This is a genomic window from Gardnerella rara (assembly GCF_055452355.1).
In genome coordinates this window covers 23,435-49,137 of the sequence record NZ_JBVBJP010000006.1, presented here as the reverse complement: position 1 = coordinate 49,137, position 25,703 = coordinate 23,435, and the positions used below count along the sequence as shown (strand labels likewise).

The 25,703-nt window shown below is 41.8% G+C and carries 19 protein-coding genes; 7 read left to right on the top strand and 12 right to left on the bottom strand.

What is annotated here, in order from left to right; genetic code table 11:
* Positions 1-67: 67 nt before the first annotated feature.
* The 8 genes from ACZ0NX_RS05960 to ACZ0NX_RS05925 all read right to left on the bottom strand — a co-directional run bounded on the left by ACZ0NX_RS05960 (position 68) and on the right by ACZ0NX_RS05925 (position 9,197).
* On the bottom strand, positions 68-931 hold the full coding sequence (locus ACZ0NX_RS05960) for an exodeoxyribonuclease III (RefSeq protein WP_415695751.1): 864 nt from the start codon (positions 929-931) through the stop codon (positions 68-70).
* Positions 932-1,027: 96 nt separating this feature from the next.
* Positions 1,028-1,570 carry an arginine repressor gene (locus ACZ0NX_RS05955; RefSeq protein WP_016636269.1) on the bottom strand — a complete coding sequence of 181 codons (543 nt, stop codon included), beginning with the start codon at positions 1,568-1,570 and terminating at the stop codon, positions 1,028-1,030.
* 264 nt (positions 1,571-1,834) lie between these two features.
* Positions 1,835-4,453: a phenylalanine--tRNA ligase subunit beta gene (gene pheT / locus ACZ0NX_RS05950; RefSeq protein WP_464406104.1), complete on the bottom strand. Its 2,619-nt coding sequence runs from the start codon at positions 4,451-4,453 to the stop codon at positions 1,835-1,837.
* A 3-nt stretch (positions 4,454-4,456) separates the two neighbouring features.
* Complete coding sequence (gene pheS, locus ACZ0NX_RS05945; protein WP_081090881.1) at positions 4,457-5,524, bottom strand: phenylalanine--tRNA ligase subunit alpha; 1,068 nt, start codon at positions 5,522-5,524, stop codon at positions 4,457-4,459.
* Positions 5,525-5,576: 52 nt separating this feature from the next.
* Positions 5,577-6,509: a TrmH family RNA methyltransferase gene (locus tag ACZ0NX_RS05940; RefSeq protein ID WP_464406102.1), complete on the bottom strand. Its 933-nt coding sequence runs from the start codon at positions 6,507-6,509 to the stop codon at positions 5,577-5,579.
* A gap of 69 nt (positions 6,510-6,578) precedes the next feature.
* Entirely contained in the window at positions 6,579-7,538 is a 960-nt protein-coding gene (locus tag ACZ0NX_RS05935; protein ID WP_464406100.1) for a cation diffusion facilitator family transporter, read from the bottom strand.
* A 9-nt stretch (positions 7,539-7,547) separates the two neighbouring features.
* Positions 7,548-8,543 carry a tRNA (adenosine(37)-N6)-dimethylallyltransferase MiaA gene (gene miaA, locus ACZ0NX_RS05930; RefSeq protein WP_464406098.1) on the bottom strand — a complete coding sequence of 332 codons (996 nt, stop codon included), beginning with the start codon at positions 8,541-8,543 and terminating at the stop codon, positions 7,548-7,550.
* A 57-nt stretch (positions 8,544-8,600) separates the two neighbouring features.
* Entirely contained in the window at positions 8,601-9,197 is a 597-nt protein-coding gene (locus ACZ0NX_RS05925) for a CarD family transcriptional regulator (RefSeq protein WP_128813736.1), read from the bottom strand.
* Positions 9,198-9,343: 146 nt separating this feature from the next.
* Between ACZ0NX_RS05925 and glgB the strand changes: the two genes are divergently transcribed.
* From glgB to ACZ0NX_RS05910, 3 genes are read left to right on the top strand one after another with little or no spacing between them, the layout of a single operon-like run.
* Entirely contained in the window at positions 9,344-11,614 is a 2,271-nt protein-coding gene (gene glgB, locus ACZ0NX_RS05920; protein ID WP_415689233.1) for a 1,4-alpha-glucan branching protein GlgB, read from the top strand.
* A gap of 48 nt (positions 11,615-11,662) precedes the next feature.
* The gene (locus tag ACZ0NX_RS05915; RefSeq protein WP_060786477.1) at positions 11,663-12,394 is read left to right on the top strand and encodes a response regulator transcription factor; all 732 of its coding nucleotides are present in this window, start codon (positions 11,663-11,665) and stop codon (positions 12,392-12,394) included.
* Between the two features lie 3 nt (positions 12,395-12,397).
* Complete coding sequence (locus ACZ0NX_RS05910) at positions 12,398-13,480, top strand: sensor histidine kinase (protein WP_415689231.1); 1,083 nt, start codon at positions 12,398-12,400, stop codon at positions 13,478-13,480.
* A 52-nt stretch (positions 13,481-13,532) separates the two neighbouring features.
* Here the strand turns inward: ACZ0NX_RS05910 and ACZ0NX_RS05905 are convergent, their stop codons facing one another.
* Together ACZ0NX_RS05905 and ACZ0NX_RS05900 are read right to left on the bottom strand one after the other, a co-directional pair.
* Positions 13,533-14,270 carry a ComF family protein gene (locus ACZ0NX_RS05905; RefSeq protein WP_464406096.1) on the bottom strand — a complete coding sequence of 246 codons (738 nt, stop codon included), beginning with the start codon at positions 14,268-14,270 and terminating at the stop codon, positions 13,533-13,535.
* 77 nt (positions 14,271-14,347) lie between these two features.
* Positions 14,348-15,163, bottom strand: coding sequence for an HAD-IIB family hydrolase (locus ACZ0NX_RS05900; RefSeq protein WP_060786474.1), 816 nt, complete (start codon positions 15,161-15,163; stop codon positions 14,348-14,350).
* 115 nt (positions 15,164-15,278) lie between these two features.
* Between ACZ0NX_RS05900 and ACZ0NX_RS05895 the strand changes: the two genes are divergently transcribed.
* On the top strand, positions 15,279-15,707 hold the full coding sequence (locus tag ACZ0NX_RS05895) for a metallopeptidase family protein (protein ID WP_060786473.1): 429 nt from the start codon (positions 15,279-15,281) through the stop codon (positions 15,705-15,707).
* A 23-nt stretch (positions 15,708-15,730) separates the two neighbouring features.
* Here ACZ0NX_RS05895 and ACZ0NX_RS05890 read toward each other — a convergent pair whose 3' ends face one another.
* Positions 15,731-17,341 carry a DUF5719 family protein gene (locus ACZ0NX_RS05890; protein WP_464406145.1) on the bottom strand — a complete coding sequence of 537 codons (1,611 nt, stop codon included), beginning with the start codon at positions 17,339-17,341 and terminating at the stop codon, positions 15,731-15,733.
* A gap of 66 nt (positions 17,342-17,407) precedes the next feature.
* Positions 17,408-20,719 carry a glycosyltransferase family 2 protein gene (locus ACZ0NX_RS05885; RefSeq protein ID WP_464406093.1) on the bottom strand — a complete coding sequence of 1,104 codons (3,312 nt, stop codon included), beginning with the start codon at positions 20,717-20,719 and terminating at the stop codon, positions 17,408-17,410.
* 102 nt (positions 20,720-20,821) lie between these two features.
* On the opposite strand from ACZ0NX_RS05885, the gene ACZ0NX_RS05880 reads away from it, so the two are divergent.
* The 3 genes from ACZ0NX_RS05880 (at position 20,822) to ACZ0NX_RS05870 (ending at position 25,614) form a co-directional block, all read left to right on the top strand.
* Entirely contained in the window at positions 20,822-22,303 is a 1,482-nt protein-coding gene (locus tag ACZ0NX_RS05880) for an LCP family protein (protein WP_464406092.1), read from the top strand.
* 135 nt (positions 22,304-22,438) lie between these two features.
* Positions 22,439-23,698 (top strand): LCP family protein, encoded by a 1,260-nt coding sequence (locus ACZ0NX_RS05875; protein ID WP_464406090.1) that lies wholly within the window; start codon positions 22,439-22,441, stop codon positions 23,696-23,698.
* 122 nt (positions 23,699-23,820) lie between these two features.
* Positions 23,821-25,614 (top strand): FtsK/SpoIIIE domain-containing protein, encoded by a 1,794-nt coding sequence (locus ACZ0NX_RS05870; protein ID WP_464406143.1) that lies wholly within the window; start codon positions 23,821-23,823, stop codon positions 25,612-25,614.
* Positions 25,615-25,703 lie beyond the last annotated feature (89 nt).

Here is a 25,703-nt window from a genome sequence, read left to right as displayed (position 1 = left end):
TTCCTCTTTTCTAATGGCCAACGCCACTTTTACTCAACTTCACCAGACTACCACAAGCAAAGCAAAATCACACATTGTATCTTATGCTTAGCGCAGCGTGATCAGACCAACGCGAATCGTAGCTTGGCGCGCGGTCAATCACAAATCCGCAAGCAGTTTCTGCAAGCTCTGGAGTTGCAAATTGGTAGTCTAAACGCCATCCAACATTGTTATCAAAAGCCTTGCCGCGCTGACTCCACCACGTGTATGGCCCTTGAATATTGCCAGCAAGCATTCGCATAACGTCTACAAACTCGTATTCGTTAATCCAGCGATCTATATACGCGCGCTCTTCTGGCAAAAATCCAGCACTTTTTTCATTCGCCTTAGCATTTTTAATGTCAAGAGGCGTGTGCGCAATATTAAAATCGCCACACAAAATCGCCTGATTTCCGCCACTTGCAGCAATATCTCTAAGCTCGCCCAATCGCGTAAGCATAGTATCTAGAAAGCGGAATTTTTGATGCATTTTCTGCGGATCGTCAACATTTCCAGCGTGAACATACACGCACGCAACCGTAATATCATACCCCAAAGGCGTATGAACATCGGTTTCTACCCAGCGCCCAGAATCCACGTCTTCGGTTAAACCAGGCAAACCATAACGCTGATTTATAACTGGCAAAGACGTTACAAGCGCCACTCCAGCACGACCTTTAACCTTGCAAATTTGGTTTGTAACGCAAAATGGCCCATTATTCTGCTGCGATTCGCCACTTTTAGATGCATATAAATCCTCAATTTTACTCATAATCGGATCAATCGCATCTTGCGGAGCACGAACCTCTTGCATACACCACACATCTGGCGTGTGATTTTGCACCCAATCAAGCATTCCCTTGCGTTCGGCGGCGCGAATCCCGTTTAAGTTTGAAGTTGTAATCGTAATCATAAAATTCACCCTAATCGAATATGCGTATTACAAAATGGCAGATATTAAATTGCAGATATTTTAAGCTTTGCACACCATTTTGCTGCAGATTTTCCACTACCTAGAAGCAACAGAAAGCATCCAATTTGCACGATTTTCCGCTTCTTCGTTAGAAACACAAACCATAAGCACGGTATCATCGCCAGCAACCGAACCTAAAATTCCCTTTAATGGCTGCCTATCAATAACACTCGCAACATATTGAGCAGCGCCCGAAGGAGTGTGAATCACAACAATATTATTAGCAAATCCAACTTCTGTAATAAGACCAGAAAGAGTTCTTGCAACTTGCTGATCAATCCTAACTGTGTCCATTGCGTGACGGTTGCCAGTGCCATCTCCCAAGACGTACGCAATTCTGCCATCTGTAAGACGAATTTTAACAGCATTTATCTCGTCTAAATCGCGACTTAGAGTTGCTTGAGTAACATCAAAACCATTACGAGCCAAAACAGAAGCAAGCTGTGATTGAGAAGTAATAACCTCGCTTAAAAGCGCCTGCTCAATCGCGTTTAATCGCGCAGCCTTAGTTGCAGGACGCTGTTTGCCAGCAGAGTCATTATCATCAAAATTCCCAAAATTCTTCTTTGCATGAACCATAGCTGACAAACCTTTCTAAAAAAACTATTCCAATCTAATATACATGTATATATGCATAACTTTCCGTATATTTACCAAGATTGACCAATATTTACTAATATTTATTGATCTTTATTAATATTTGCATATTGGATATAACGAATATACTGAATAAAAATCACAGTAAAATCACAATAAAATCACAGTAAAATCACAATAAAAAATGCGGCCAAACAACTAAAGAATAGTTATTCAGTCGCATTAATTAAAAGCTAATTCACGATTTTACACGCGCAAAGTTGCATGCAAATCTTTAGCAGCTTTTGTAATTGCTTCTCGAACAGCTTCCATTTCTTCTCCAGAAAGCGTACGGTCTGCAGCTCTAAACGTTACAGAATAAGCAAGAGAGCGCAAACCATCTGAAAGCTGCTCGCCTTCATAAACATCAAACAGTTCAATCGACTCAAGCAAATCGCCAGAAGCCTTAACAATAGCTTTCTCTAAATCGCCAGCAGTCAAAGAAGAAGGAGCAACAAACGCAAAGTCCTGCTTAACTGGAGGGAATGTAGAAACAGGCTTTGCTTGAACAGGCTTAACTTGCATTGCGTCAAACAATGCACTCAAATCAAGCTCGAATGCTGCAGAATGCTTTGGCAAATCCAAGTTCTCATTAACGCTAGGGTGAAGCTCGCCAACAATGCCAATTTCCACATCGTCGCCGCCATCAACAGCAACAAACACTTTGGCAGTACGTCCTGGATGCCAAGATGCTGGAGCATTGTTTGCACTAAGCTGACGAATCTTAAAATCAACGCCAATGCGCTTTCCTAAACGCTGAACAGCTTCTAGAGCATCGCTGTAATCAACGTCTCGATGCGTACCAAGCCAGCCAGTTTCTTCTGCTTTACCAGTAAAAAGCGCCGCAACATGCAAAGGCTGCTTAGGCAAACCCGCATCCAAAGCTGCAAGCTGAGCATCCGTAGGGCGAACCGAACCAGGCAAAGCAGGAATTGCAGGAGCATTAGGATCTGCAAAATACACGTGGCCAAGCTCATAAAGCGAAACATTGCTCAAGCCGCGGCGAATATTTCTGCGAACCGTTCCAGCCAAAGTGGTAAGAACATTCCTGCGAAGCCAAGGGCGATCGCCAGCCAAAGGATTTGCGATTTTTACACTGACTTTAGAAATCGAATCAACGTCCTGGCGGAAAGCTTTAAAATCTTCCTCACCAACAAACGGGTAGCTCAAAGATTCAACCAAGCCCATTTCTGCAAGCTCGTAAGCAATAGCTCTACGAGTTGCTTGCTCCTGCGTTAAACCAGTTTTGCCAGTAACAGGAACAGCTGGAACCTTAACAGGAATCTCATCGTAGCCAACCAAGCGCGCAATTTCTTCAACCAAATCACATGGATCATTCAAGTCTGGGCGCCAAGTTGGAGGCAAAACAGAGAAAGAACCATTTCCGCCGCCAGCAACAGAGCAACCAATATCCGTAAGAATATCGCTAATGCGGTTCAAATCAATGCTTAAACCAGAAACACGTTCTACTTCGCTAGCCTTAAACACAATAACGTTTCTATCAACCGTATTATTTACGTCTGTAGGCGTATTAGAAGGCTCTCCAGAACCAAACTCGCTAAGCATTGCAACAGCCATTTGCGCAGCTGCAGGCTGAAGCTGAGTATCTACTCCGCGCTCAAACCTACGAGAAGCCTCTGTTGGAAGCTTGTGCCTACGAGCTGTACGCGCAATAGAAACGGGATCAAAGTGCGCTGCCTCAACAAGAATATTCTTTGTTTCGCTAGTTACTTCTCCATACATTCCGCCCATTACACCAGCAAGGCCAAGAACTCGAGAACCGTGATTTCCCTTTGGAGAATCGCAAATAAGCAAGTCTTCAACGTTAAGCTCTCTATCTTTGCCATCTAAAGTTGTTAAATGCTCTCCAGCTTTAGCGCGGCGAACAACAATAGGACCTTCAATCTTGTCTAAATCATAAGCGTGAAGAGGCTGACCTAAGTCGAGCATTACATAATTTGTAACGTCTACTGCAAGAGATATTCCACGCATTCCAGCGCGAGTCAAACGCCTACGCATCCAATTAGGGCTTGCGGATTGTGGATTAAAGTTGCGCACTACACGCGCGTAGTATCGATCGCAGCCAACAACACCATGAATAGGGTTTGTATCTTCAATACTAACTTCAATATCTGTAGACGCGTTTTCAACAGAAACCTGGCTGACCTTATTGTTAAGTTCCACTACAGGATCCGTGTATGCAGCACCAGTTGAATGGTGATATTCGCGCGCAACACCCCTGTACGAGAACGCGTAACCGCGATCAGGAGTGATGTTAATCTCTAGCAAAGGCTTGTTTAAGTGAAGAAGCGACATTGCGTCATCTCCAGGCTTTAATGCCTCATATTCTGCTTTAGAGAATCCATATTCGCGTAGCAAAATAATGCCATCGTGACTATCTCCCAACCCAAGCTCGCGCTCGGAAGCGCACATTCCGTTAGAAATGTGGCCGTACGTTTTGCGAGGCTCAATCTTAAAATCGCCAGGCAAAACAGCTCCAGGAAGAGTTACAACAACCTTTTCTCCAGCAGCCATATTTGGAGCGCCACAAATAATTCCACGAGGAACCTTATTGCCATTTTCGTCTACCTCGTTATATTTATCTCCAACGTCAACATGGCACCAGTTAATAACCTTGCCATTTTTTTGTGGCTCTGGAGTAGCATCAACAACGTAACCTACAACAATAGGACCTGTAACTTGAGAATCATGAATCTCTTCTTCTTCCAAGCCAACGCGTACTAAATCTTTAGCAAGCTGAGTATAAGTCAAGTCTTCTGGCACTTCAACATGATCTTTAAGCCAGTCAATATCTACCATTGGCATGAGTTACTCTCCCATCACAAACTGTTCTGCGAAGCGCTTATCGCCTTCAACCAAATCGTGCATATCGTTAATATCGTGACGAAGCAACAAAGTGCGCTCCAAACCAACACCGAAAGCAAATCCCGTATAAACATCTGGATCTAAGCCTGCAGACTTAAGAACGTTCGGGTTAACCATTCCGCAACCGCCCCATTCAATCCAACCTGGGCCACCCTTTTTATCTGGGAACCAAAGATCCAACTCCGCACTAGGCTCCGTAAACGGGAAGTAGCTTGGGCGCAAACGGCTTTTTGCATCTGGACCAAACATTGCAACAGCAAGACGATCAAGCACACCCTTTAAATCTGCCATGCTCAAGTGCTTATCTACTGCCAGAGCTTCGCACTGATGGAAGACTGGCGTATGCGTGGCATCAAGCTCATCCGTGCGGAACACGCGGCCTGGGGATGCAATATACAGAGGAACGCCTCGCTCAATTAACGCGCGAACCTGATCGGAAGAAGTCTGCGTGCGCAAAACCATGTTGGATCCCACAAATCCTGCAGCATCCTTCGCCTGATTTCCTTGCACGTAGAAAGTGTCTTGCATTTGGCGAGCAGGATGATCTGGGCCAAAGTTCAATGCATCAAAGTCAAACCACTCTGTTTCCACTTCTGGACCTGCAGAAATCTGCCAACCCATAGACACAAAAAAGTCCTCAAAGTCTTCGATAATACGCGCAATCGGATGGCGAGCGCCAAGCGGCTTACGATTTATTGGCAAAGTCATATCAACTGTTTCTTTTTGAAGCATATTTGCTTCTTCAACAGCTTTAATACGCTCTTGCGCAGCCGCAAACTCTCTACCAAAATCAGCACGCAAAGCAGACATCACTTTGCCAGCTTCTTTCTTTTCTTCTACTGGAAGACTTCCAATAGCTTTGCTAGCAAGCGTCATTGCAGACTGGGCGCCAGCATACTTAGTTTTTGCCGCTTTTAAATCTTCCATTGTTTTAGCGGCTTGAACACAAGCAATGCCCTCTTTTACTACCTTTGTAATTGCCTTTGCATCGAACGGCTGACTCTTTGCCACAGCACCCTTCCTATCCGTGTATGCGTACTTTTGTAGAGCATTCAAAAACGTCTCAAATCCCCATTTTTCGCTCATGACTAGACATAGCCAAGCCCATTAGCATTACTGCTGCGCTGGTTGCTAAGTTCATTGATTCCGCTTTTCCGTAGATTGGTATTACCGATATTTCGTCTACTTTATTTAATACTTCTTGCGGCAATCCTCTGGCTTCATTTCCAAATAATATTGCGACATTAGAAGCGACATTAGAAGCGACATTAGAAGCATTATTAAACGAATCTAAAACACGCGCAAACGACTTTGGTTTTTTATTTTCCGTGCCGTAAATATCTGCAGCAATCACATTTATACTTGCGGTTTTTGCCCAATCAAACCACTCATTTTCACTCATTTTTACTACTGGCAAGTGGAATAATGATCCTGCAGTAGAGCGAACAAGCTTTGAGTTAAAACGACTTACGCAATCGTCAACAAAAACAACAGCATTGCAACCCGCCACGTCTGCAACGCGAATAATCGCGCCAGCGTTGCCCGGGTCTCTTACCTGCCAGCATGCTGCAATCAGTATGTCTTTGCCAGATTTACCAATCTTACTAAATTCTTCTTTAAATTCTTTGTCTAAAACCTTAGAATCACAAAGCGCAACAATCCCCTGGCAATCCGTGCTGATTTTATGCATAACTTCTGCAGTTGCAGGATGCACATAGCAATTATTTTTTAAGGATTCGTCAACGATTTTGCTGATTGTCTCTAGAGAACCATTATTGCTAACGCCATTACTAACGCCATCACTGCCGCCATTAACAGCATCTTGCAAAACATAAATATCTAAAATCGACTTACACGCGTACTTTACGGCTTCCCTAACGCTTTGCGGACCTTCGACTAAAAAGCGCCCATCCTCTCGCGATTTTGCGCGACTTATTGCACAAATTCGCTTAACGCGATCGGAATGCGGATTATCCATTAGTTCTTTTAACGGCATAATATCACTCTACTTTACATATATTTACAACACGCGTAAGCGTTGCAATACAAGCGTTGCAATACAAAACTACTCGTGATGCTCCGACGAACTTTGAGTAGTGTATCCTTCTGGCTCCAACTGGAATGTTGTGTGCGAAACAGAAACTGGAAAATGCTCGCGCAAACAATCCTGAAGCTGGCTCAAAATATCTGCACACTGATCCATCGTCAAATCGCGCTCAACAACAACATGGGCCATAAAAATAGGCATTCCTGTAGAAACCGTGCTTGCGTGCAAATCGTGAACAGCAAGAACATGCGGAACGTGCTCAAGATGTTCTCGAACTTTTTCTATATCCAAGCCTTCTGGAGTTTGCTCAAGCAAAACTTTTACAGCATTTTTAAGCAAGTGCAATGCACGCGGAATCATCAAAATCGCTATAATTCCGCCAGCCACAGCGTCAAAACCACTCCAATTGGTAGCTATCATAACAACTGCAGAAATAACTACCGCTACAGAACCTAAAGCATCGTTCATAACTTCCAAGAACGCTGCTCGCATATTCATATTGTCTTTAGATTGAGAAACCAAAATTATAAGCGAAGCAATATTTGCAAGAAGACCTAGAATACCAAAGAAAAGCAGCTGATTTACACTGTGAATCTCATTATGACTTGCGCCAAAAAGACGCATTCCAGATTCCACAATCGCATAAACACCTACAAAAAGAAGCACAAGAGCACCAGCCGCAGCCGTAATTACCTCTAGCCTTGCCCAGCCCCAAGTTCGCTTTGAATTAGGCTTCTTGCGCATTAAAATCGCAGTAACCGTAGACGCAGCTAAAACGGAAATATCTGTTAGCATATGTCCTGCATCAATTAGCAAAGAGATTGAATTGGTTAAAACAGAGCCGATTACTTCTGCCAAAAACACAATTGACGTTAGCGTTAATGTTAGAGAAAGCTTATGCTGATGCGCGTGGCTCGCACTAATTGCGTCTTTAACAGATGCAGCATTAGCGCTCGAATTTTCTAAATGATTATGCACAAAAATCTCCTATTTTGCTATACATTGTAATTCACCAAGATGATGAGAAGTTGATTCGGCAATCAAATCATCTTTAAAATCGCCATTATCAGCAGCATTAATTATCTTCATTGAGGCATCAACCACATCTGGCTGCAAAGCATTAACCCAATGAATACGCGAATCTCTTCCAAACCAACCCATTTGTTTTCTAGCAAGACGTTTAGTTTTCTGAGCAATATCAGCAAAAGCATCATCTTCGCTGCATAAGCCATCTAAATAGTCCATTATTTGTGGATATCCCAAAGCCCTGCTAGCAGTAACGCCTAGCTTTGAGCGAATCGCCTTAACTTCGTCTACAAAACCCTGCTCGCGCATCATTTTTGTACGAAGCTCCACTCGTGCATCCAAATCTTCTCTGTTTAAGTCCAAACCGATTTGCACACAATCAATCAAATACTTGTATTTTGGCAAAGTTGCAGAATACGGCTTACCTGTTAGCTCAATAACTTCTAGCGCGCGAATTGTTCGGCGCGAATTTCTTGGATCCATATTTTTAGCAGCCACTGGATCTAGCCTTTGTAATTCTTCAAAAAGCGCCATTGCTCCTTGCGATTTTTCGCGCTCTTCCAAAGCTTTGCGAACATCAGGATTTGTGCCAGGAAAAGTTATATCGTCTACGGCAGCGCGAGCATATAAACCAGATCCTCCAACAAGAATCGGGCGAATACCTTTTTCTTGCAAATCGCGTATGCATTGGCGCGCAAGCGTTTGAAACTTTGCAACGCTCATAGAATCTTCTGGATCAATAATATCTAGCAAATGATGCTTAACCGCACTCTGCTCTTCTTCAGTTGCTTTTGCTGTACCAATATCCATATAACGGTACATTTGATATGCATCTGCGTTAATAATTTCCGCTTTTACACCACGTTCAGCAAATTTCTTTGCAATTGCAATTCCAAGACTAGTTTTGCCAGATGCTGTTGGCCCTACAATCGAAATTACTTTCGGCGGTTTGCACACAATGCGCTCCTATATGGCAAATTTAAGCTAATAAAATTTAAGCTAATAAAAATAGACTTACTTCTTTTTAGCTTTTTTAGACTTTTCCGCAAGCAATCTAAGAGTGTCTGCAGCAGCTTCTTCTGGAGCATGAGTATGGTGTTCCTCGTCTCCAGGCAAAGGATTAGCATATCCAAGATTCACATTAAGCAAACGTTCTGCTTGAGTCTCGTCAATCTTTTCCGATAATGCGATTTCCGATATAAGAATGCTGCGAGCGCGAGCAAGCATACGCTTTTCTCCAGCAGAAAGCCCATGTTCGTCAACATCTCGCTGCGACAAATCGCGAACAACTTCTGCAATCTTATTAACATCGCCCGTGGCAATTTTTTCTACATTAAGCTTGTATCTTCTAGACCAATTCATCTCTTTTTCGATGATTGGAGTGCGTAGAATCTCAAAAACTTTAGCAACTTCTTTGGCGCCAACAATGTCTCGAACGCCAACCTTTTTAACATTATCTACTGGAACGTTAATCTCTAAACCATCTGAAGACAATACAACTAAGCGCAAATACTGCCTAGTAACACCTTTAACAGTACGTTCACTAATTTCCTCGACTCTAGCCGCACCATGACGAGGATAGACGACCATATCGCCGACTTGATAACCCACAGAACCCTCCGTATGCACAGAAAAACTCATTTCAGTTTCCCATAAGGCAAAGACTTGAGCGCTATTAAATTATTTTTTTGACTTATTAGTAAAACTTTGCTCAAAACACACAAGACATACGCAAATAATGTTGTATGATAGACAACATGAGTACAGTATCTAACATCAATGAAGATGCAATCGCAGTTGCCGTTCGTCAAGACGTGCTTGCTGCGGTGAGCAACGCAGAATACTACAATCCACACGAGGTCCTTGGTGGACATCTCGGAACTGGCAAAGGCGCTGGTACTGCCACGGTTCGCGTTTTGCGACCAATGGCCAAGAAGGTAACAATTCTCACTAAGAGCGGCGAATACGAAGCTCAACACGAATACAACGGCATTTTTGTTGCCACTATTCCTGCAACTAAGCACGCTAAAAGCAAGGAATGGTCTGTTCCTAGCTACCGAATTCGTACCGTAGAAGTAGATGGCACCGAGTCTGTAGACGATGACCCATATCGTTACCTGCCGCAAATTGGCGACATGGACATGTATTTGTTCGGTGAAGGCAGACACGAAAGACTTTGGGAAGCGTTAGGCGCTCATATTAAAAGCATTACTGATTCTTGGGGTCTTGTAAGCCCAGAAACAGGCAAAATGGTTAAAAAAGTTACTGGAACATCCTTTACCGTGTGGGCTCCAAACGCTCGCGCTGTAAGAGTTGTTGGCAACTTTAACTATTGGAATGGCCGCCGCCACGCAATGCGATCCCTTGGCTCTAGCGGAATTTGGGAGCTTTTCATTCCAGGAGTAGGCGCAGGTGAGGTTTACAAGTTTGAGATTATGACTCAAGCTGGAAACTGGATTATGAAGGCGGATCCAATGGAGCGCTCTCACGAAGTCCCACCTAACACAGGCTCTGTTGTTGTTGACTCCGACTTTAAGTGGCACGATAGTGAATGGCTTGAGCAGCGCGCAAAGACTAATGCACATGATGGCCCTGTTAGCATCTACGAAGTTCAGGCAAATAGCTGGAATCGTGATTACGAGAATTATCGCGAGCTTGCAGACCACCTTGTTGATTACGTTCAGCAAGAAGGCTTTACCCACGTTGAGTTTATGCCTCTTACTCAATACCCATTCTCGGGATCTTGGGGATATCAGGTTACTGGTTATTATGCTGTTGATTCCAGGCTTGGAAGCCCAGATGACTTTAAGTACTTGGTAAACAAGCTACACAAGGCTGGCATTGGTGTGATTATGGATTGGGTTCCAGCACACTTCCCTAAGGATGACTTTGCTTTGGGTAGATTTGACGGCACTGCACTTTACGAAGATCCAGATCCACTTCGCGGTGAGCACCCAGATTGGGGAACCTACATATTTAACTTTGGCAGACACGAGGTTCGTAACTTCTTGGTTGCTAACGCGTGCTTCTGGCTTAGCGAATATCACGTTGACGCTTTACGAGTAGATGCTGTTTCTTCTATGCTCTACTTGGATTACAGCCGTGAAGCTGGTCAATGGCGTCCAAACATGTATGGCGGGCGTGAAAACCTTGAGGCTATTGACTTTATTAAGGAAGCAAACGCTACTGCATACAAGAATAATCCTGGAATTATGATGATTGCAGAAGAGTCCACTGCATACCAAGGCGTTACTGCTCCTACAGACATGGGCGGCTTGGGCTTTGGCTTAAAGTGGAACATGGGCTGGATGCACGATACGTTGCAATACCTTAAAGAAGAGCCAATTAATCGCCGTTGGCATCACAACGAAATCACATTCTCTATGGTTTACGCGTATTCCGAGCATTACGTGTTGCCTCTAAGCCACGACGAAGTTGTGTACGGCAAGGGTTCTCTTCTTGGAAAGATGCCTGGAGACGAGTGGCAACAATTTGCTGGTCTTCGAGCACTCTTGGCATATCAGTGGTCTCACCCAGGAAAGAATCTTCTGTTTATGGGCGGAGAAATCGGCCAGTCTTGCGAATGGAACTTCAACAATTCACTTAATTGGCACGAGCTTCAATGGCCATTCCATCAAGGTGTACAAAAGCTGGTTGCAGATCTTAACGCTTTGTATAAGAGCTCTCGAGCATTCTGGAGCCAAGACTTTACGCCAGATGGATTCCAGTGGCTTACTAGCGACGATTCCGACCACAACACCTTAAGCTACATGAGAATTGGCGATAATGGCGAAGAAATCGTTGTTGTTGTTAACTTCTCGGGTCAAGCTTGGCAAGACTACCAGGTGGCATTGCCTAAGGGCGGAAAGTGGCAAGAGATTCTTACTACCGACGACGCTAAGTATTGCGGCTCCGATATTCACAACGGCACATTTACTGCAGCCGCCGAAGAATATCATTCCAGGCCGTATTCTGCAAGGATTACTGTTCCAGCACTTGGAGCCGTATTCCTTAAGCCAGTAGATTAAGGTAATAATTAAATAGTTAAAGCTAAAAGAAATCTAAACTAGGTTAAAATGTTGGACACTCCATCAGAAACAAGTGCTCCTCGAACAATTCTTGTTGTAGAAGATGAGCCAGATTTAGCTACCGCTATAGCACAACGCATTGTTGCTAGAGGATGGAAAGCTAGAGTTGTTTCTGACGGAGTGTCTGCCGTTAAAGCAGCATTAAGCTTAAAACCAGACCTTATAATCATGGATATTATGCTGCCGCTTATGGATGGCATAGAAGCCACTCGAAGAATAGTATCTAAATGCCCTATTCCTGTTCTTATGCTTACAGCAAGAGACGCAGAAGCAGATAAATTAGCTGGATTAAGCGCAGGAGCAGACGACTACGTTACAAAGCCATTCTCCCCTAGAGAGCTTATTGCAAGATGTGCTGCACTTTTGCGCAGAGTAGAACGCGCAACTTTAATAGCCAAACGAGAACAGTACAGTAATTTGTTTAAGTTTGGAAACCTTGTTATTGACCCAAAGCAAAGACTTGTTACGATTGGCGAAAAGGCGATTCATTTTACGCCTACCGAATTTTCTTTACTTACAACTTTTGCAAATCACCCTCACGAAGTGTTAAAAAGAGAGACACTTTTAGAAAAAGTTTGGGATTGGCCAGACGCTTCGGGAACAAGAACAGTTGATTCTCACGTTAAATCTTTAAGGCGCAAGATTGGATCTTCTTGGATTCGCACAATACATGGAGTGGGTTACGCTTTTGAACCGCCTAAAGAAGATTATGAGCAATAGATTATGAGCAATAATTTGATTGGCAAAGATAGTAAAAATAAACAGAATAATCACGATTCACTACTTCACACTAAAAGCGCCATTGGATTTTTTACATCATTAAAAGGCGAATTATCTGCGATTATTGTTTTTGCAACCGCTATAGCGTTTGTTATGGCGTGGTTTTTACTAAAAGTTGGATTAAGCGGTTGGATTGCAATGCCGCTAACTCTTGCGGTTGCATTGGGAATAACATACGCATTTTCTAGAGGATTAACTTCGCCACTTAGACAAATGCGTGATGCTGCCGAAGCAATGGCAGATGGCGACTATTCCGTACGTGTTCAAATTGAAAACAGAAAAGACGAGGTTGGAAAACTCACTCTTGCCTTTAACGAAATGGCAGAAGAACTTGAGCATGCAGACAACATGCGCCGAGATCTTATAGCAAACGTTAGTCACGAGCTTAGAACGCCTGTTAGCGCTTTGCAAGCAATGGTGGAAAACCTTGCAGACGGCGTTGTGGACCCAACTCCATCCAACATGGAAGCGATTGTAAACCAAACGCATAAATTGGCGGATTTAATCACTTTTCTTCTTGACTTATCTAGAGTAGAAGCAGGCGCAGAAAGCCTTGTTATTACCAGCTTTGACTTTAAAGACTTTATTAACAACATTGTAGAAACAGTAAAAATCGCAGATGCAGGCCACAATCACAGCATAAGTCTTAATATTGAAAACAACATTATGCTTGTTGGAGACAAAAATCGTCTTTCTCAATTGTTTACAAATGTAATATCTAATGCAATCAAACATTCTGCAGACAACACTAAGATTCTTATAAGCGCTAAGTCAAATTACGAAAAAAATATTTTAGTTTGCAATGTTATTAATTTTGGAACACAAATACCTAAAGAAAATCGTGCAGATATTTTCCGCAGATTTGTTAAAGGCAGCCAAGGAATAGGCACTGAATCTGGCGGAACTGGGTTAGGACTTTCGATTGCAAGATGGGCCGCGCTGCTTCATCACGGAAACGTTAGAGTTGTAGACGATAAACGCGGAGTTAATTTTGAAATAACATTGCCATTAACATACAGCAAATAGCACGTAATCGCAGAGCGGATTAGCGTAAAACGCGGCTCAAAACGTTAAAAATCTAAGAGTATAAAACGCTTTCTTTAGACCACACTCCAGCCAGCGCAAAACATGCAAAAACAGCAACGCCGCTTTTATTTAACTCTTTAACACAATTTTTTAACGTAGACCCCGTAGTAATAATGTCATCTATAATAATCACTTTGCATCCACTTTTAATGCCCTTTACATTTACCGATAAGCCTTTAGATGTGCGCAAAGATCTGGCTCTACTCCCCCTTGCTTGAACAGATTTAACCTTTATGCTGGTCATTTTAATTGCTTTAACAAAAGTGGCATCAATGCCATGCTCTTTAAGACTTTTAACAACATTTTTAGCAATTGAATCCATTTGACTTCTGCCACGCCTTCTTTTGGAGACAAAAGACGAAGGAACGGGAATAATGGCCACTTTGCCAGAGCTTCCAATAACACTAATAATCAAGCGAAAAAGCAAGCTAGAAAAGGGCTTATCTAAAAGCTGATTTCCGTGGTCTTTCCATTGCAAAATGCATCTTCTTACCGACCACCCGTATGTTGCGCAAGAATAAATATTTTTGCAAAACACTCCGCTAAACGGATCCATATGCCACTCGCTAAACTTTGCTTTACATTCGCTACACAACACGCAATCCGCCATTGAGCAGCCAGCGCAGCAAATTGGAAAAGCAAAATTAAGAATAGTTTTAAACACGTCTAGCCAAGAAACGTTGAAAATAAGCCGATTTTGCTTATTGGCACTAAGATTTTTGTAAAGCATAAAAAGACAATAGCAATGCTAAAAATAAATGACAATAAAATTAGAGCAATGTGGTTAAAGGCTTTTTACTTAAGACTTTACTTAAGACTTTCCAACAGCCTAGAGCACAATTCAAAGGTATTACTAGGATTTTTTACGCAGACTGCAAGCGCACCTGTTAAAGAAGTTGGGTAATCGTTTCCGCCCTTGTACATGCGGTCTCCAACAAAAGCAACCGAGTCTAGGCAAATGCCGCAAATCTTGCAAAGAGACTTAAGAGCATAGGCCTTATTATTGCCCTTGCAAACAACATCAACGCTTGTTTCGCCGCCAGCCCGCACAGAAAAATCAGGTAAATCTTTAGAAATCTGTTCAGCCAACTCTTCCTTTAGCTTGCCACTAGGATCCCAACTCTTTTTACACTCAATTGGCGCAAGCTGACCTAGTGCAGAAAAAGTGATTTGAGTACCACGATTTTCTATTTGACTGCCCCAAAGATCTTTATCTCCATTGCTTTTTAGCAATCCCATTTTTTTAGCACAATCGCTAATAACCTGAATAATGCGATTTGCGTCTTGGCTAGAAATAGTATGCGAATACAAGCATTTTAATTCGCCGTCAACAATGCGATAATAGCTTGTTCCGTTAGTTGGCATAATGTGAAAATTATCTAAATTCGTAGCAGCAGGCAAAACGCTTAAAACTTGGCTTTTGACTAATCGCAAGTCTCCGCCCGTAATTAAAGCAACAGGAATTTTATTGATTAAATCTCCAAAAACCTTGCACATTGGGCTAGTCATAGGTTTTTTAGAACATGCAAGAGTGTTGTCTAAGTCAAAACCAATAAGCGAACACAAAGCAAGGCGCTCGCAAAGACCCTGCTCATTGTACTCATGAATATTTGGCTCCAACACTTTCCTCCTGTACAAACCATGCAATTCAAGTATTCCATATTATTAACATATTTACTACACCGTTTTGCGCACGCGCATTAAACAAATGCCCTAGCATACAAATAAAGTTAAGTGTATGACGTGCTTAATATGGGAACAAAAAAGATACAGAAACCGCCACGGACGCGGCATGCGAGCGCCAATGTTTGGCACACGCCTTCCTAGATACAGGACGGCTAGTGGAATGTTTGACTCAATGGTGGCGGGTCAAATTAGAAGGCTTAATAGCGCTTGGTCCAATCTTATAAAAGATGTTCAATTTGCTGTAGAAGACGTTCCTCCAAGCCAGCCAGTGCTTTGGGAAAATAACAAAAGAATAATGTCTCAAGCTTTTCCTTCTTCTAAGGGAATGCCAAAAAGAATAGTTTTATACAGACTTCCGCTATGCACGCACGTTACTAGCAGAGCCGAGCTTCAATACGCGATTAGAGATGAAATAGTTCAACGTTTAGCAGAACTGTATGGCAGAAGACCAGAAGAAATCGACCCAGATTGGGGATTATAAATAACAGCCTAAAAGCCCTAAGTCTACTTTACAATCGAAGGATTTGAGCGGACTTTAACGCTTATGCTGTTAGGGTCAAGCGATTTAGAAGAAATCCACGCCACTCCTGCAAAACCAGCGTCATTTACTGCTTTTGACTGAACTCTAGACGCAAACGAAACGCCAGACTTAGATTTAATAGTAAACATAACCGCTTTAGGATCAACATCTTTTGCTAAAACTGTTGCAACAGAATATGGCTTAACACTAATAGACTTAGAAGCGACTTTTAAGCCAGAAGAATCGTAAGCATTAAGCGTTACATTGGCATTGCTAACCAGTCCATTTGCAATATAAAGCGATGTTTCGTCTGCAGAAAATGCAGACACAAGCGCACTATTTGTAATAGAGTGAACAGCATTAACAAAAGCAACATCACTCTGGCCATCTTTACCATTTCTTTCAACCGAAGCCATAGCAAAAATAGGAACGTTGCTCTGCGCAAAAATGGCGCCAACACCCTTAGGAACTTCTGCTAAATCAACAACCTGAACCTGTCTTGCATTAAAATCAACTTCTTTAATGCTCTTTTTTCCAGACTCATCTAGCCAATACAAGTTGGCTTTTCCGCTTTTAGTAGACCAAATATAAGCTTTGGCTTGATCGCCCTCACTAATGCCTGGCAAAACAGGCTCTAAAGATGCGGATTCTTCTGGCGAAATAATATCCACGCCTTTAGAAACAAGACCAGATGAACGAATAAACTTAACGAACGACGAAACTGGAGCCTGTTCGCTTAAAACTTGAATGTAAAGACCATCGGACTTTGCAGCAGCTGCGGAAATGTTAAAATATGCGTCGCTGTGCGCTGGAACAGTAAAGGTGCTTCCTGTAGAAAGATTTAGCCCAGCGCCAGACTTATTAGTTGACCATGCTTTAACGCTTACAACCGTAGGCTTAGACGAAAGATTAACAGAATTTAATCTTACAGAGATTCCTTCGGATATTTTTGGAATAATAAAGCTTTGACGCATTGAAGGAGACACACAAGAAGTGGCAGATACGCCCTTTAAATCTCCGCTAGTGGCCCAAGAAGCAGCTGAAGCTGCGGAACCAGTGCCAGACTGCGCGTTTAAAAGACTACTTTCCAAAACTTTAGCATCTTTGTCTACATCGCTTTGCGCGAAATAAGCCCCATCGCTATTTTCGCTAGAATCATAAGTAGAAGGATTATTAAAAGATTTGTTGACTAAATCTTTAGAATCTCCAGCATATTTTACGCCGTTAAAAGTGGACTTATAAACGCTACCAAAAGACGCATATCTGGCTATTGACTTTAAATCACCTTCGGATTCTTGAAACTCGCTATCTCCATAATTTGCTGAATCTGGTAAAGCTATTCTGCTAGGGCAAACTGTTTGCAAGTTTGTAGAGCTAACGCGCTTTTCTACGCTTCCAACAGGAGAAATAGGGTCATCTGTTAGCTGCTTTAGCGGGCATACGAAAGAGGCAACAATTGCACAAGAAACAAGTATTGCCGCACTCAAAATAGATAAAGACCACAGTTTGAATCTTCTAAAACGAACAGAAGCGCTAATTGACGCAGCATCTTGTGCATGACGATGACTATTTTTAGAATTCGTATTTGACTTCATTAATCTACCTGCCATTTATCCGTCTAATCAATCATAGCTTCTAACTACTAATCCTACTAATCCTAATCATCCACGTTCTATTACGTTATTGCTGTTAAAACGAGGCAAAGCAACAAGGCAATACAATAGCAGCACTAATACAAAAATAACAATCCACGGCAGCCTCCAAGAAAGTGGGCGCGAATGGCTATAAATCGACGTTTTAGAAGCAGATGAATCTGGTAGAGAATCGAATCTACAGTAGGTTCCATGATTAGATGAAACAACGAGTTGTGTGCCTGCAGAAGCGTTAACATTGGCAATCAGCTTTTCGGTTGCATCTTTATTTGCAGAGCCTTCTGTGTAAATCATTGAATTGGTAGCGGCTAAATTATCTTTAGCTTTAGAATCATTAACAATGTAAATTCCACCAATACCAAGCTGCTTTAAGGTTTCAATCGACTCATCGCTTGCATGAGAAAGAAGCTTAGAAGCTGCATAATAAAGCGTATTTGTACTAGGAGAATACCCGTATAAAACATCTCTAACTTGCAAAGATGGAGATAAATCAACCAAATCACCGCGAGACGTACGCATAATCGAGACATTAAGTTCGCGACTATTTACAGCCTTAATGGCAAGAACTCGATTAGCTTCGTTTTTATTTAAGTAATCCGAAACAACCATTGGCAGGCCATTATCGCTTGCGTAAACAGAGGTTACTGGCCCGCTAATAATTGCAAATAATCCAAGCAAAGCAGCAACAGCAAAAATGCCAAAAGCTAAAATTCCTCTTGCAAGATGAATGAGCTTTTTCATCATTATCTTAGCAGAACGCCTCATAGCCGCACGCTTAGAAGCACGCGTAGTGTAATCGTCTGGATTATTATCTTGATTAATGGAATTAGACCTTCTTAAAGGCTCAAACCTACGAACGGCTTTTCCTGCCACCATGCACATGCAAGTAAGAACGCCAAGCGCGCTCAAGCATACGCCTGGAAGAACGCTTGCAGCAATAGGACCGTCAAAATCCGAAGCAATAACAACACGGCAAGCAGCCAAAGAAAGCGCCATTCCGCTAACAATTACAACCCACATCATTCTTGAAGCTCTTAAAGCAAACGGAAGAGCAAGAGCACACAAAGCCATTAATACAGCTAAGGCTGCGAACACAATCATGATTATTCCGCGAAGTTGCAAAATAAACATTGACCCCGAAGAAAAATGATTCAAATCAATGTTAAATGCTCTAAGCAAAACGTCTATATAGCTACTAACTCTAGGAGCGCCATTTATTTTTTGAGAAGGCAAAGCCATGCTGGCAAAAATTTGGCGCCACATTCCAGCTTCAAAATAGCGCACAACGCTACCCAATGTTGGTAAAAGAACCAAAATAGATGGAATAGGCATTAGCGCAAGCATAAAGCGATGCGAACGCACCATAATAATTGCTGCAACAAAAATAACAAACATTGGCAGCAAAAGCTGAGGACTTGCAGCAAGCGGAACCATAAAGCACAAAGATGCGCAAGCCGCACTTTGAACTGATGCAACTGGAACAACAGGATCTTCTGTAACATACATTCCCACGGCATGGAAAGCAAAGGCAAACGCGGCTGGCAAAAATACCATTGTTAAAATCATTGGCAGATCGCCTCTAGCAAAAACGCCAAATGCCATTGCAATCATTGTCCAGCAAAGGCCTGAGCATACTCGCACAATGTCTGATCTAGTAAACACGCCTGCAAGCGCCCAAAAACTCAACAGCATGGCTGGAGCTGCAAGGAAGAATATGGCGTTTATTGCGGCTACAGTATTTCCACCAAACACAATGGAAGCTAGCATCCAAATCATAAGAAGCGGAGACGGTGGGAGTGCAGACGCAAAACCATCGTCTGGAATATATGCTCCAATCGCAGATTTAAAAAGACTTGGAAAATCGGCGCCAGTAGAAAGAAGCTGACTTGAATAAAGCGAAGACCCAGAAAGAATCTTATTAATCGGCGCTCCGTAAAGAAGCATGACGGTTACAAAAACAAGTAGCGAAGCGCAAATCGCAGCACTCCATCTAAGCAAAACTCTTCTATGCAAGTGCTTTCTTGCAAGCGGACTTAAAATAACACCCTTTTTTTGAGTTTTAAAAGCAACAGTCTTGTCTTTCCAACGCGTAATCTGGCTGCGACTTGCTATAAGAGAAGTGAGTCGTTTTAACGAAACTTTTGAAACTCTAGACACTCGTCTTCTTGCAAAAATAGCGCGAGGCAGCTGAGTTAACGCAATCCAAGGAAGCATAAGACGCATAAACGCAACATACGGCTGCTTAGCAAACAAAGACTGAAGCGCGCGAATTAAAGACATTGGAACACTTAAAAGCCAGATAAGCGGCCACATAATAACGCTAACATCTGTATACAGGTATCTTTGCTTTGCCATAATCGAATAAGCAAGACCGTAGCAAACTGTAGTTTTTTCGGCATCACGCTCTTCGCCACTCCTAGTGCGAAGCCCATCAAAACGCGCTCTTCTATGCGCGATTATGGCTTTTGGAACAACAACAACTCGCCCACCGCTTAAAATAACTCGCCTACAAAAATCGTTAGATTCTTCAAAAGTGGTAAGCCAAGGCTGTGTTCCACGCATTGTTTGCCAAGTGCTAAGCGAAACTAAAGCACCTGCAAGAGAAACAGAATAAACGTCTCCCCTAAAATCGTACTGCTCCTGATCTGGCTCACCTTCTACGCTAAGCGAATGCACTTTATGCTTCCATGCATACATGCCAACGTTATGAAGAATCTTGCCTTGCCAATCAACCTGCTTTGCTCCAAGAACACAAGCTGTTGGAGTGTTTCGCCAAGTCTCCCTTAGAGCTTCAAGACATTTGCTGTTGGCAGGTTTTGAATCATCATGTAAAAGCCACAACGACTTAACACCCTGCAACGGTAGCAATTTTTTTAAAGACTTTTCTACAGCGTCTCCAAATGATTTTGCAGACTTAATAGGAAGAATAACAACTTTTATTTGTTTATATTCTTTATAGGATTCAGCGTTATTGCCACTGTACGCATTGCCATACGCATTACTAAAAGTTTGATTTGCGTTGGAAAAATCTGCATTAGAAATTAATCCAGTTAATTGAGTTGGTTCGATTTGAACGCTAAAAGTCTTTACTAACTCTTTTTTAACGCGACTAGCGCAATCAGCTATAACAATAGTTCCAGGAAGCACACTTTGATTTATAACCGCATGCAAAGTTTCTTCATAAAACCGCGTATCTTGCTCAACGCTCATTATTGAAGCAATAGAATAATCAACCTCACGAGGCTGTGTTCTACTTAAAGTAGAGAAGACTTGTAAAGCATCGTTTTCAAAGGTGCTAGTTTCAGCGGTTATTGAATCCATACACAATAGTTTACGCAAGGGGTGTGTATTATGCATGTTTAAAAATCTCAATAGAATGCATTATAATGGTGGTTTATATGTGTATTTACGAAAGAAGGAAGCATGGCAGCCTCTCGGTATAATCAAGACCGTCGGTACCAAACTAACTATTGGGACTCTTCCGCACCGCACCATACTCTCAATAGTCAGATGCTAAATACCTCTCGTAAAATCATTTGCATGGCAATTGTTGCCGTTCTAGTCTTTTTAACTACAATAATCGCAGCCATATGGCTTGATTTTTCTTCAACAATCAGCTCACGCGTTATAACCACTATTGCAAAAGATAGCAAACAAGCTAAAACAATAGACCCTAATGCTGGCAAAACCATTAACATTCTTGTTCTTGGCCAAGATACTCGAGAAGGTAAAAACCGATCTTTCCAAGGTGGCGGCGAAGACGAAAACCATCAGTCAGATACTGCAATGGTTGTTCAAATCAGCGCAGATAGGTCTTATATAAATATTGTTTCAATTCCTAGAGATTCAATGGTTAAGGCTGCAGCATGCGATACTTCTAATGGCAGAATTCCTGCTAGACGTAAAGTTATGTTTAACTCGATTTTTGCTCTTGGCTATGCTAAAGGCGGAGATTTAGCTAGCGCAGCATCTTGCACGCTTGCAACAGTAAACGAGATTACTGGATTAAACATAACTGATTTTATTGTTGCAGATTTTAGTGGCTTAAGCGACATGATTAACGCGATTGGCGGAGTAACCCTGTGTATTCCTGTTAACACTAGGGATTACTACACTGGCGTTAATCTAAAGCGCGGACTTCAGCACCTAGACGGTGTTCAAGCAACGCAATACGCAAGAATGAGGCACGATAGCGCAAGCGACGGAAGCGATATTATGCGAACAACTCGCCAGCAGTATCTTCTTAAGCAGCTTATTCATCAAGCGCTATCTAAGAACTTACTAACGCAGTCAGCTCAGCTGTATCAGCTTGCAAAGTCAGCTCTAAAATCGCTTAATATGAGTCAAGGTCTTGCAAACCCTACAACATTAGTTGCTTTGGCTGCAAGTCTTCATAATCTAAAGCCTTCGCACATTTACGCTCAAACAATACCGGTTACAACCGATCCTTACGATGCAAATCGTGTTATTTTAGACGATAGCGCTCAAGATGTTTGGGATTTAATGCAAGAAGATAAGCCATTAACTAAAAATCTAGGCGAAAAACCAAATAAAGGTAAAAAGTCTTCAAAAAAGAACGCAAAGAATGGCAAAAAGAGCGATTCTAAAGAAAACTCCGATTCGTCTAGCGCGGACTCTGCCGACTCTGAAGATTCTACAGAATCTGGCGAAAATAGTCTTAACTCCTCTAATTCCTCTGCAGATCCAAACGCAGTTAAAATTGGTCGCGTAGACGCAAAAACTGGATTAGCAAAAGATAGCTTGGGCAGGCTTATTGACCCGAATAGCGGCGGAATTGTTAACCCAGAAGACGGAACAATAAGAAACCCAGAAACTGGTCACTACATGGGAATTGCAGATAAGTATCTAAACAATACAATATGCGCAGTTCCAAAAGGAAAATAATACACTTGGCAAAAGCAACGTTGTTACAACGTTTATAACCACGTTGCTTTATAATGCCATTGATAGTTTTAGCAATAACTAATGCATACAAACAGACGCTAGCAAGATTGCAAACGCGTGGCTTAGGGAGGATAAATGAGCCAGCAACGTCCAGAAGACGCTTTGGGAAATCAAAATATTCCACCTAGCTTTGCTCCGTCTAACAAGCGCAATAAAAGTGCAAATTCCAATTCCCTACCAAGCTTTCCGCCTAGAAAAGCGCACAAAAACAGTGAGCTAGAAAACGAAGCAAATAGCGCGCCAAAAATCGAAGAAAACAAAGCTAGCAATAATCAAAGAGTTCAACTCGCTCCATCTTTTGAGCCAAGGCCTCGAAGAAGTAGCCAAAGCGCTAATCAAAATGAAGTTAAACCAATCGCAAATAATCCAGCTGTTGGAGCGGTTACTTTTAGAAAAAAGCATCGCGTATTAAAGTATTTATCTCTAACTTTAGTAATAATTCTTATTCTTGCAGGCGCAATAGGCGTTTTATCTTGGAACTGGGTAGATTCTCAGATTAAGCGCAGCAATTGGCTAACAGACACTCCAGATACTCAAGAAACAACTTGGCTAATTTTAGGATCGGATCAGCGAGAAGGCGAAGAAGCAAAAGAAATAACTGGCTTTAGAACAGACACGATTCTTGTTTTAACAAAGCCAGTAAATGGGCATAGTTCCCTAATATCCATTCCAAGAGACTCGCTTGTTTCTATAAACGGCCAGCAAATGAAGATTAACACGGTTGCGCAAGATCTTGGAAATAGAACGCTAACAAAAACCGTTGAAAAGATTACGGGTCACAAAATAGACCACGTTGCAGAAATAAAATTTGCAGGGCTTAGAGACGTTGTAAACTCACTGGGAACAATAGATTTATGCTACGATCGCACAGTTAGCGACGCTTACAGCGGACTTAATTGGACTGCAGGATGCCACAGCGTAGACGGAAATGTTGCATTGGCATTTTCTAGAATGAGATATGCAGATCCGCAATCCGACTTTGGAAGAGCAGCAAGACAGCGAATGGTAATTAGCGCAATAATGAAAAAAGCTTTATCAAGTAGCACTCTTACAAACTTTTCAACCGTAAAAGGTTTTGCAAAAGCCTCACTCGATTCTACAATATTAGACGAAAACTCAAATCCTGGAACACTATTAAACATGGGTCTTGCTTTTAAAGAAGCAACAGGAAAAGACGGAGTAACGGGCACTGTTTATTGGACAAACCCAGATTATTGGGTGTATTCAGTTGGCTCATCGGTTTTGCTAGACGATGCTAAAAACATTGACTTATTCAATCAATTATCTGCTGGAACGCATGCGCCTGGGAGCGTTGGAACGCTAGCAGAACAGTAGACTAGATTTAGCCAATCAAGCCCCTTCGGTCGATTTAGCCAATCAAGCCAAGCCAATTTAGCCTTTAACCACATTGCTAAATTTTTCTTGCGTATTTTGTAATGGCCATGCACTATTGCGTTATGGAATACGAAAATAATGAAAACAATGCTAAAAACCTAAATTCAAAACCAATGTTTTGGATGCAAATAACAGCAAACGTCGTTCCTATTTTGGCCAATATTGCACTTGCTATAATGGCATTTTTGCAAAAAAGCTGGATGATGCTTGCAATGGTTGTTCCTAGCATAATGATGTATATTGCATGCTTAATACCGCAGATTGTTCAATATAACTCAAACAAAAACAACAAAAATTGCGCAAAAAATAAAAAGAATCAAAGTATTCAACTTGGCAAAACAACAGTTGCTTCTCATATTCAAGGCATTCCAGGAACTCTTGTTCCAATCAACCTAGAAGCAATGCTAATTAACAATGCAAATCAAATTTATTCTGCAAGCAATTCTAAGAGCATGCATAATCATGTTCCTCCTTGGAAAAACGTTGTATACGCTTGGCTAGTGTCTTCTAAAAACCCTTTTAAATCATATAAAAACCTAGTAGCTCCAATCGGAATAAGCAGCAACGGATACTTTTGCATAGATCTTGTTAAAAATGGCCCTCATGCTCTTGTAGCTGGAACAACTGGTGCTGGAAAATCTGTTTTACTAACATCATGGTGCTTGGCGCTAGCCTTTAAATACTCACCAAAGTTACTGCAATTTGTGTTTATGGATTTTAAAGGCGGAGCAACATTCGATTCTCTTTCCACTTTGCCACACAGCGTTGGAAACGTTGGCGACTTAAATCTTAAACACGCAGCAAGAGCATTGCGCGGATTAGAGATGGAATTAGACAGGCGAGAAAGATTGGTGGCAAATCAAGGCTGCCACGATATTAGTCAAGTAAATCCAAGCGAGCCTGCAATGGTAATTGTTATAGACGAATTCCACGCTCTTAAAAATCAGCTCCCCGACTACATAAATCGACTAATACGCATAGCTTCGGTTGGAAGGTCTTTAGGAATGCATCTTATAGCGTGTACACAAAACCCAATGGGGCAAGTAAACACAGATATGAAAGCAAATATGTCTATAAACATTTGCTTAAGAGTTAGAGATGCCATGCAATCACACGAACTACTCGGCTCACAAGCCGCCGCAAGTATAAACCCAAATAATCCTGGAGCTGCATACTGCAATACGGGAGACGGAATAGTGGCGTTACAATGCTCGCAAAGTCAAAATAAAAATTCACTGATTGAGGCAATAAAGCTAGCTGGAAAATTCTATTGCTATAAAGCACCTAAACAATTGTTTAGCGCTCCCCTTCCAAGATACTTAAATAATTCAACGCTTAATAGATACTGCAAAAATACAGAAAATAGAGAATCTGGACTTCTAATAGGCTTAAAAGACGACGGGATTAACCTAAGCGAAGCAATTTTGCCAACAAATCTTGGAAACATAGCGATTATTGGCGCAAGCAAACGCGGCAAAACTAATCTTATAAATGTAATTAAAAATGCGATTAAACTACAAAATCAAGATTCAAAGAACCTTTATATTAACGACGATGCCGACTTGCTTTTAGAACCTTTTAGAAGCGATGAAAAGTCGCAAGAATTACAATGCAAGTTAAAAGATTCTAAAACAACAGTTGTATTTTGCGCCCAAAACGCAAGACACATACGTATACCAGAGCAGGCGCCAGTAAGAATAATCTTTCCAACAGGCGATTGTGCAACGGACTCTATGCTTGGAATACCTGCCGACTTGTTAAAAACACTAAGCGTAGAAGATTATCAAACTCCAGGAAGATGCATAATGATTATTCCTGGAAGCGCTAATTTGCTGCAAATCTTGAGTTTTACATAAAAATATGATTTAAATCACTCAAAAAGATTAAAAAATTTTTGTAAAAGTCTTGAAAAAAAGTTATATTCATGCTTTCCTTGAGTGCGGAT

Bases quoted from the DNA above. Each gene is read 5' to 3' on its own strand.
- ACZ0NX_RS05960 (WP_415695751.1), bottom strand. From the start codon at position 931: ATGATTACGATTACAACTTCAAACTTAAACGGGATTCGCGCCGCCGAA.
- ACZ0NX_RS05955 (WP_016636269.1), bottom strand. From the start codon at position 1,570: ATGGTTCATGCAAAGAAGAATTTTGGGAATTTTGATGATAATGACTCT.
- pheT (WP_464406104.1), bottom strand. From the start codon at position 4,453: ATGCCAATGGTAGATATTGACTGGCTTAAAGATCATGTTGAAGTGCCA.
- ACZ0NX_RS05940 (WP_464406102.1), bottom strand. From the start codon at position 6,509: ATGCCGTTAAAAGAACTAATGGATAATCCGCATTCCGATCGCGTTAAG.
- glgB (WP_415689233.1), top strand. From the start codon at position 9,344: ATGAGTACAGTATCTAACATCAATGAAGATGCAATCGCAGTTGCCGTT.
- ACZ0NX_RS05915 (WP_060786477.1), top strand. From the start codon at position 11,663: ATGTTGGACACTCCATCAGAAACAAGTGCTCCTCGAACAATTCTTGTT.
- ACZ0NX_RS05910 (WP_415689231.1), top strand. From the start codon at position 12,398: ATGAGCAATAATTTGATTGGCAAAGATAGTAAAAATAAACAGAATAAT.
- ACZ0NX_RS05905 (WP_464406096.1), bottom strand. From the start codon at position 14,270: ATGCTTTACAAAAATCTTAGTGCCAATAAGCAAAATCGGCTTATTTTC.
- ACZ0NX_RS05895 (WP_060786473.1), top strand. From the start codon at position 15,279: ATGACGTGCTTAATATGGGAACAAAAAAGATACAGAAACCGCCACGGA.
- ACZ0NX_RS05890 (WP_464406145.1), bottom strand. From the start codon at position 17,341: ATGAAGTCAAATACGAATTCTAAAAATAGTCATCGTCATGCACAAGAT.
- ACZ0NX_RS05885 (WP_464406093.1), bottom strand. From the start codon at position 20,719: ATGGATTCAATAACCGCTGAAACTAGCACCTTTGAAAACGATGCTTTA.
- ACZ0NX_RS05880 (WP_464406092.1), top strand. From the start codon at position 20,822: ATGGCAGCCTCTCGGTATAATCAAGACCGTCGGTACCAAACTAACTAT.
- ACZ0NX_RS05875 (WP_464406090.1), top strand. From the start codon at position 22,439: ATGAGCCAGCAACGTCCAGAAGACGCTTTGGGAAATCAAAATATTCCA.
- ACZ0NX_RS05870 (WP_464406143.1), top strand. From the start codon at position 23,821: ATGGAATACGAAAATAATGAAAACAATGCTAAAAACCTAAATTCAAAA.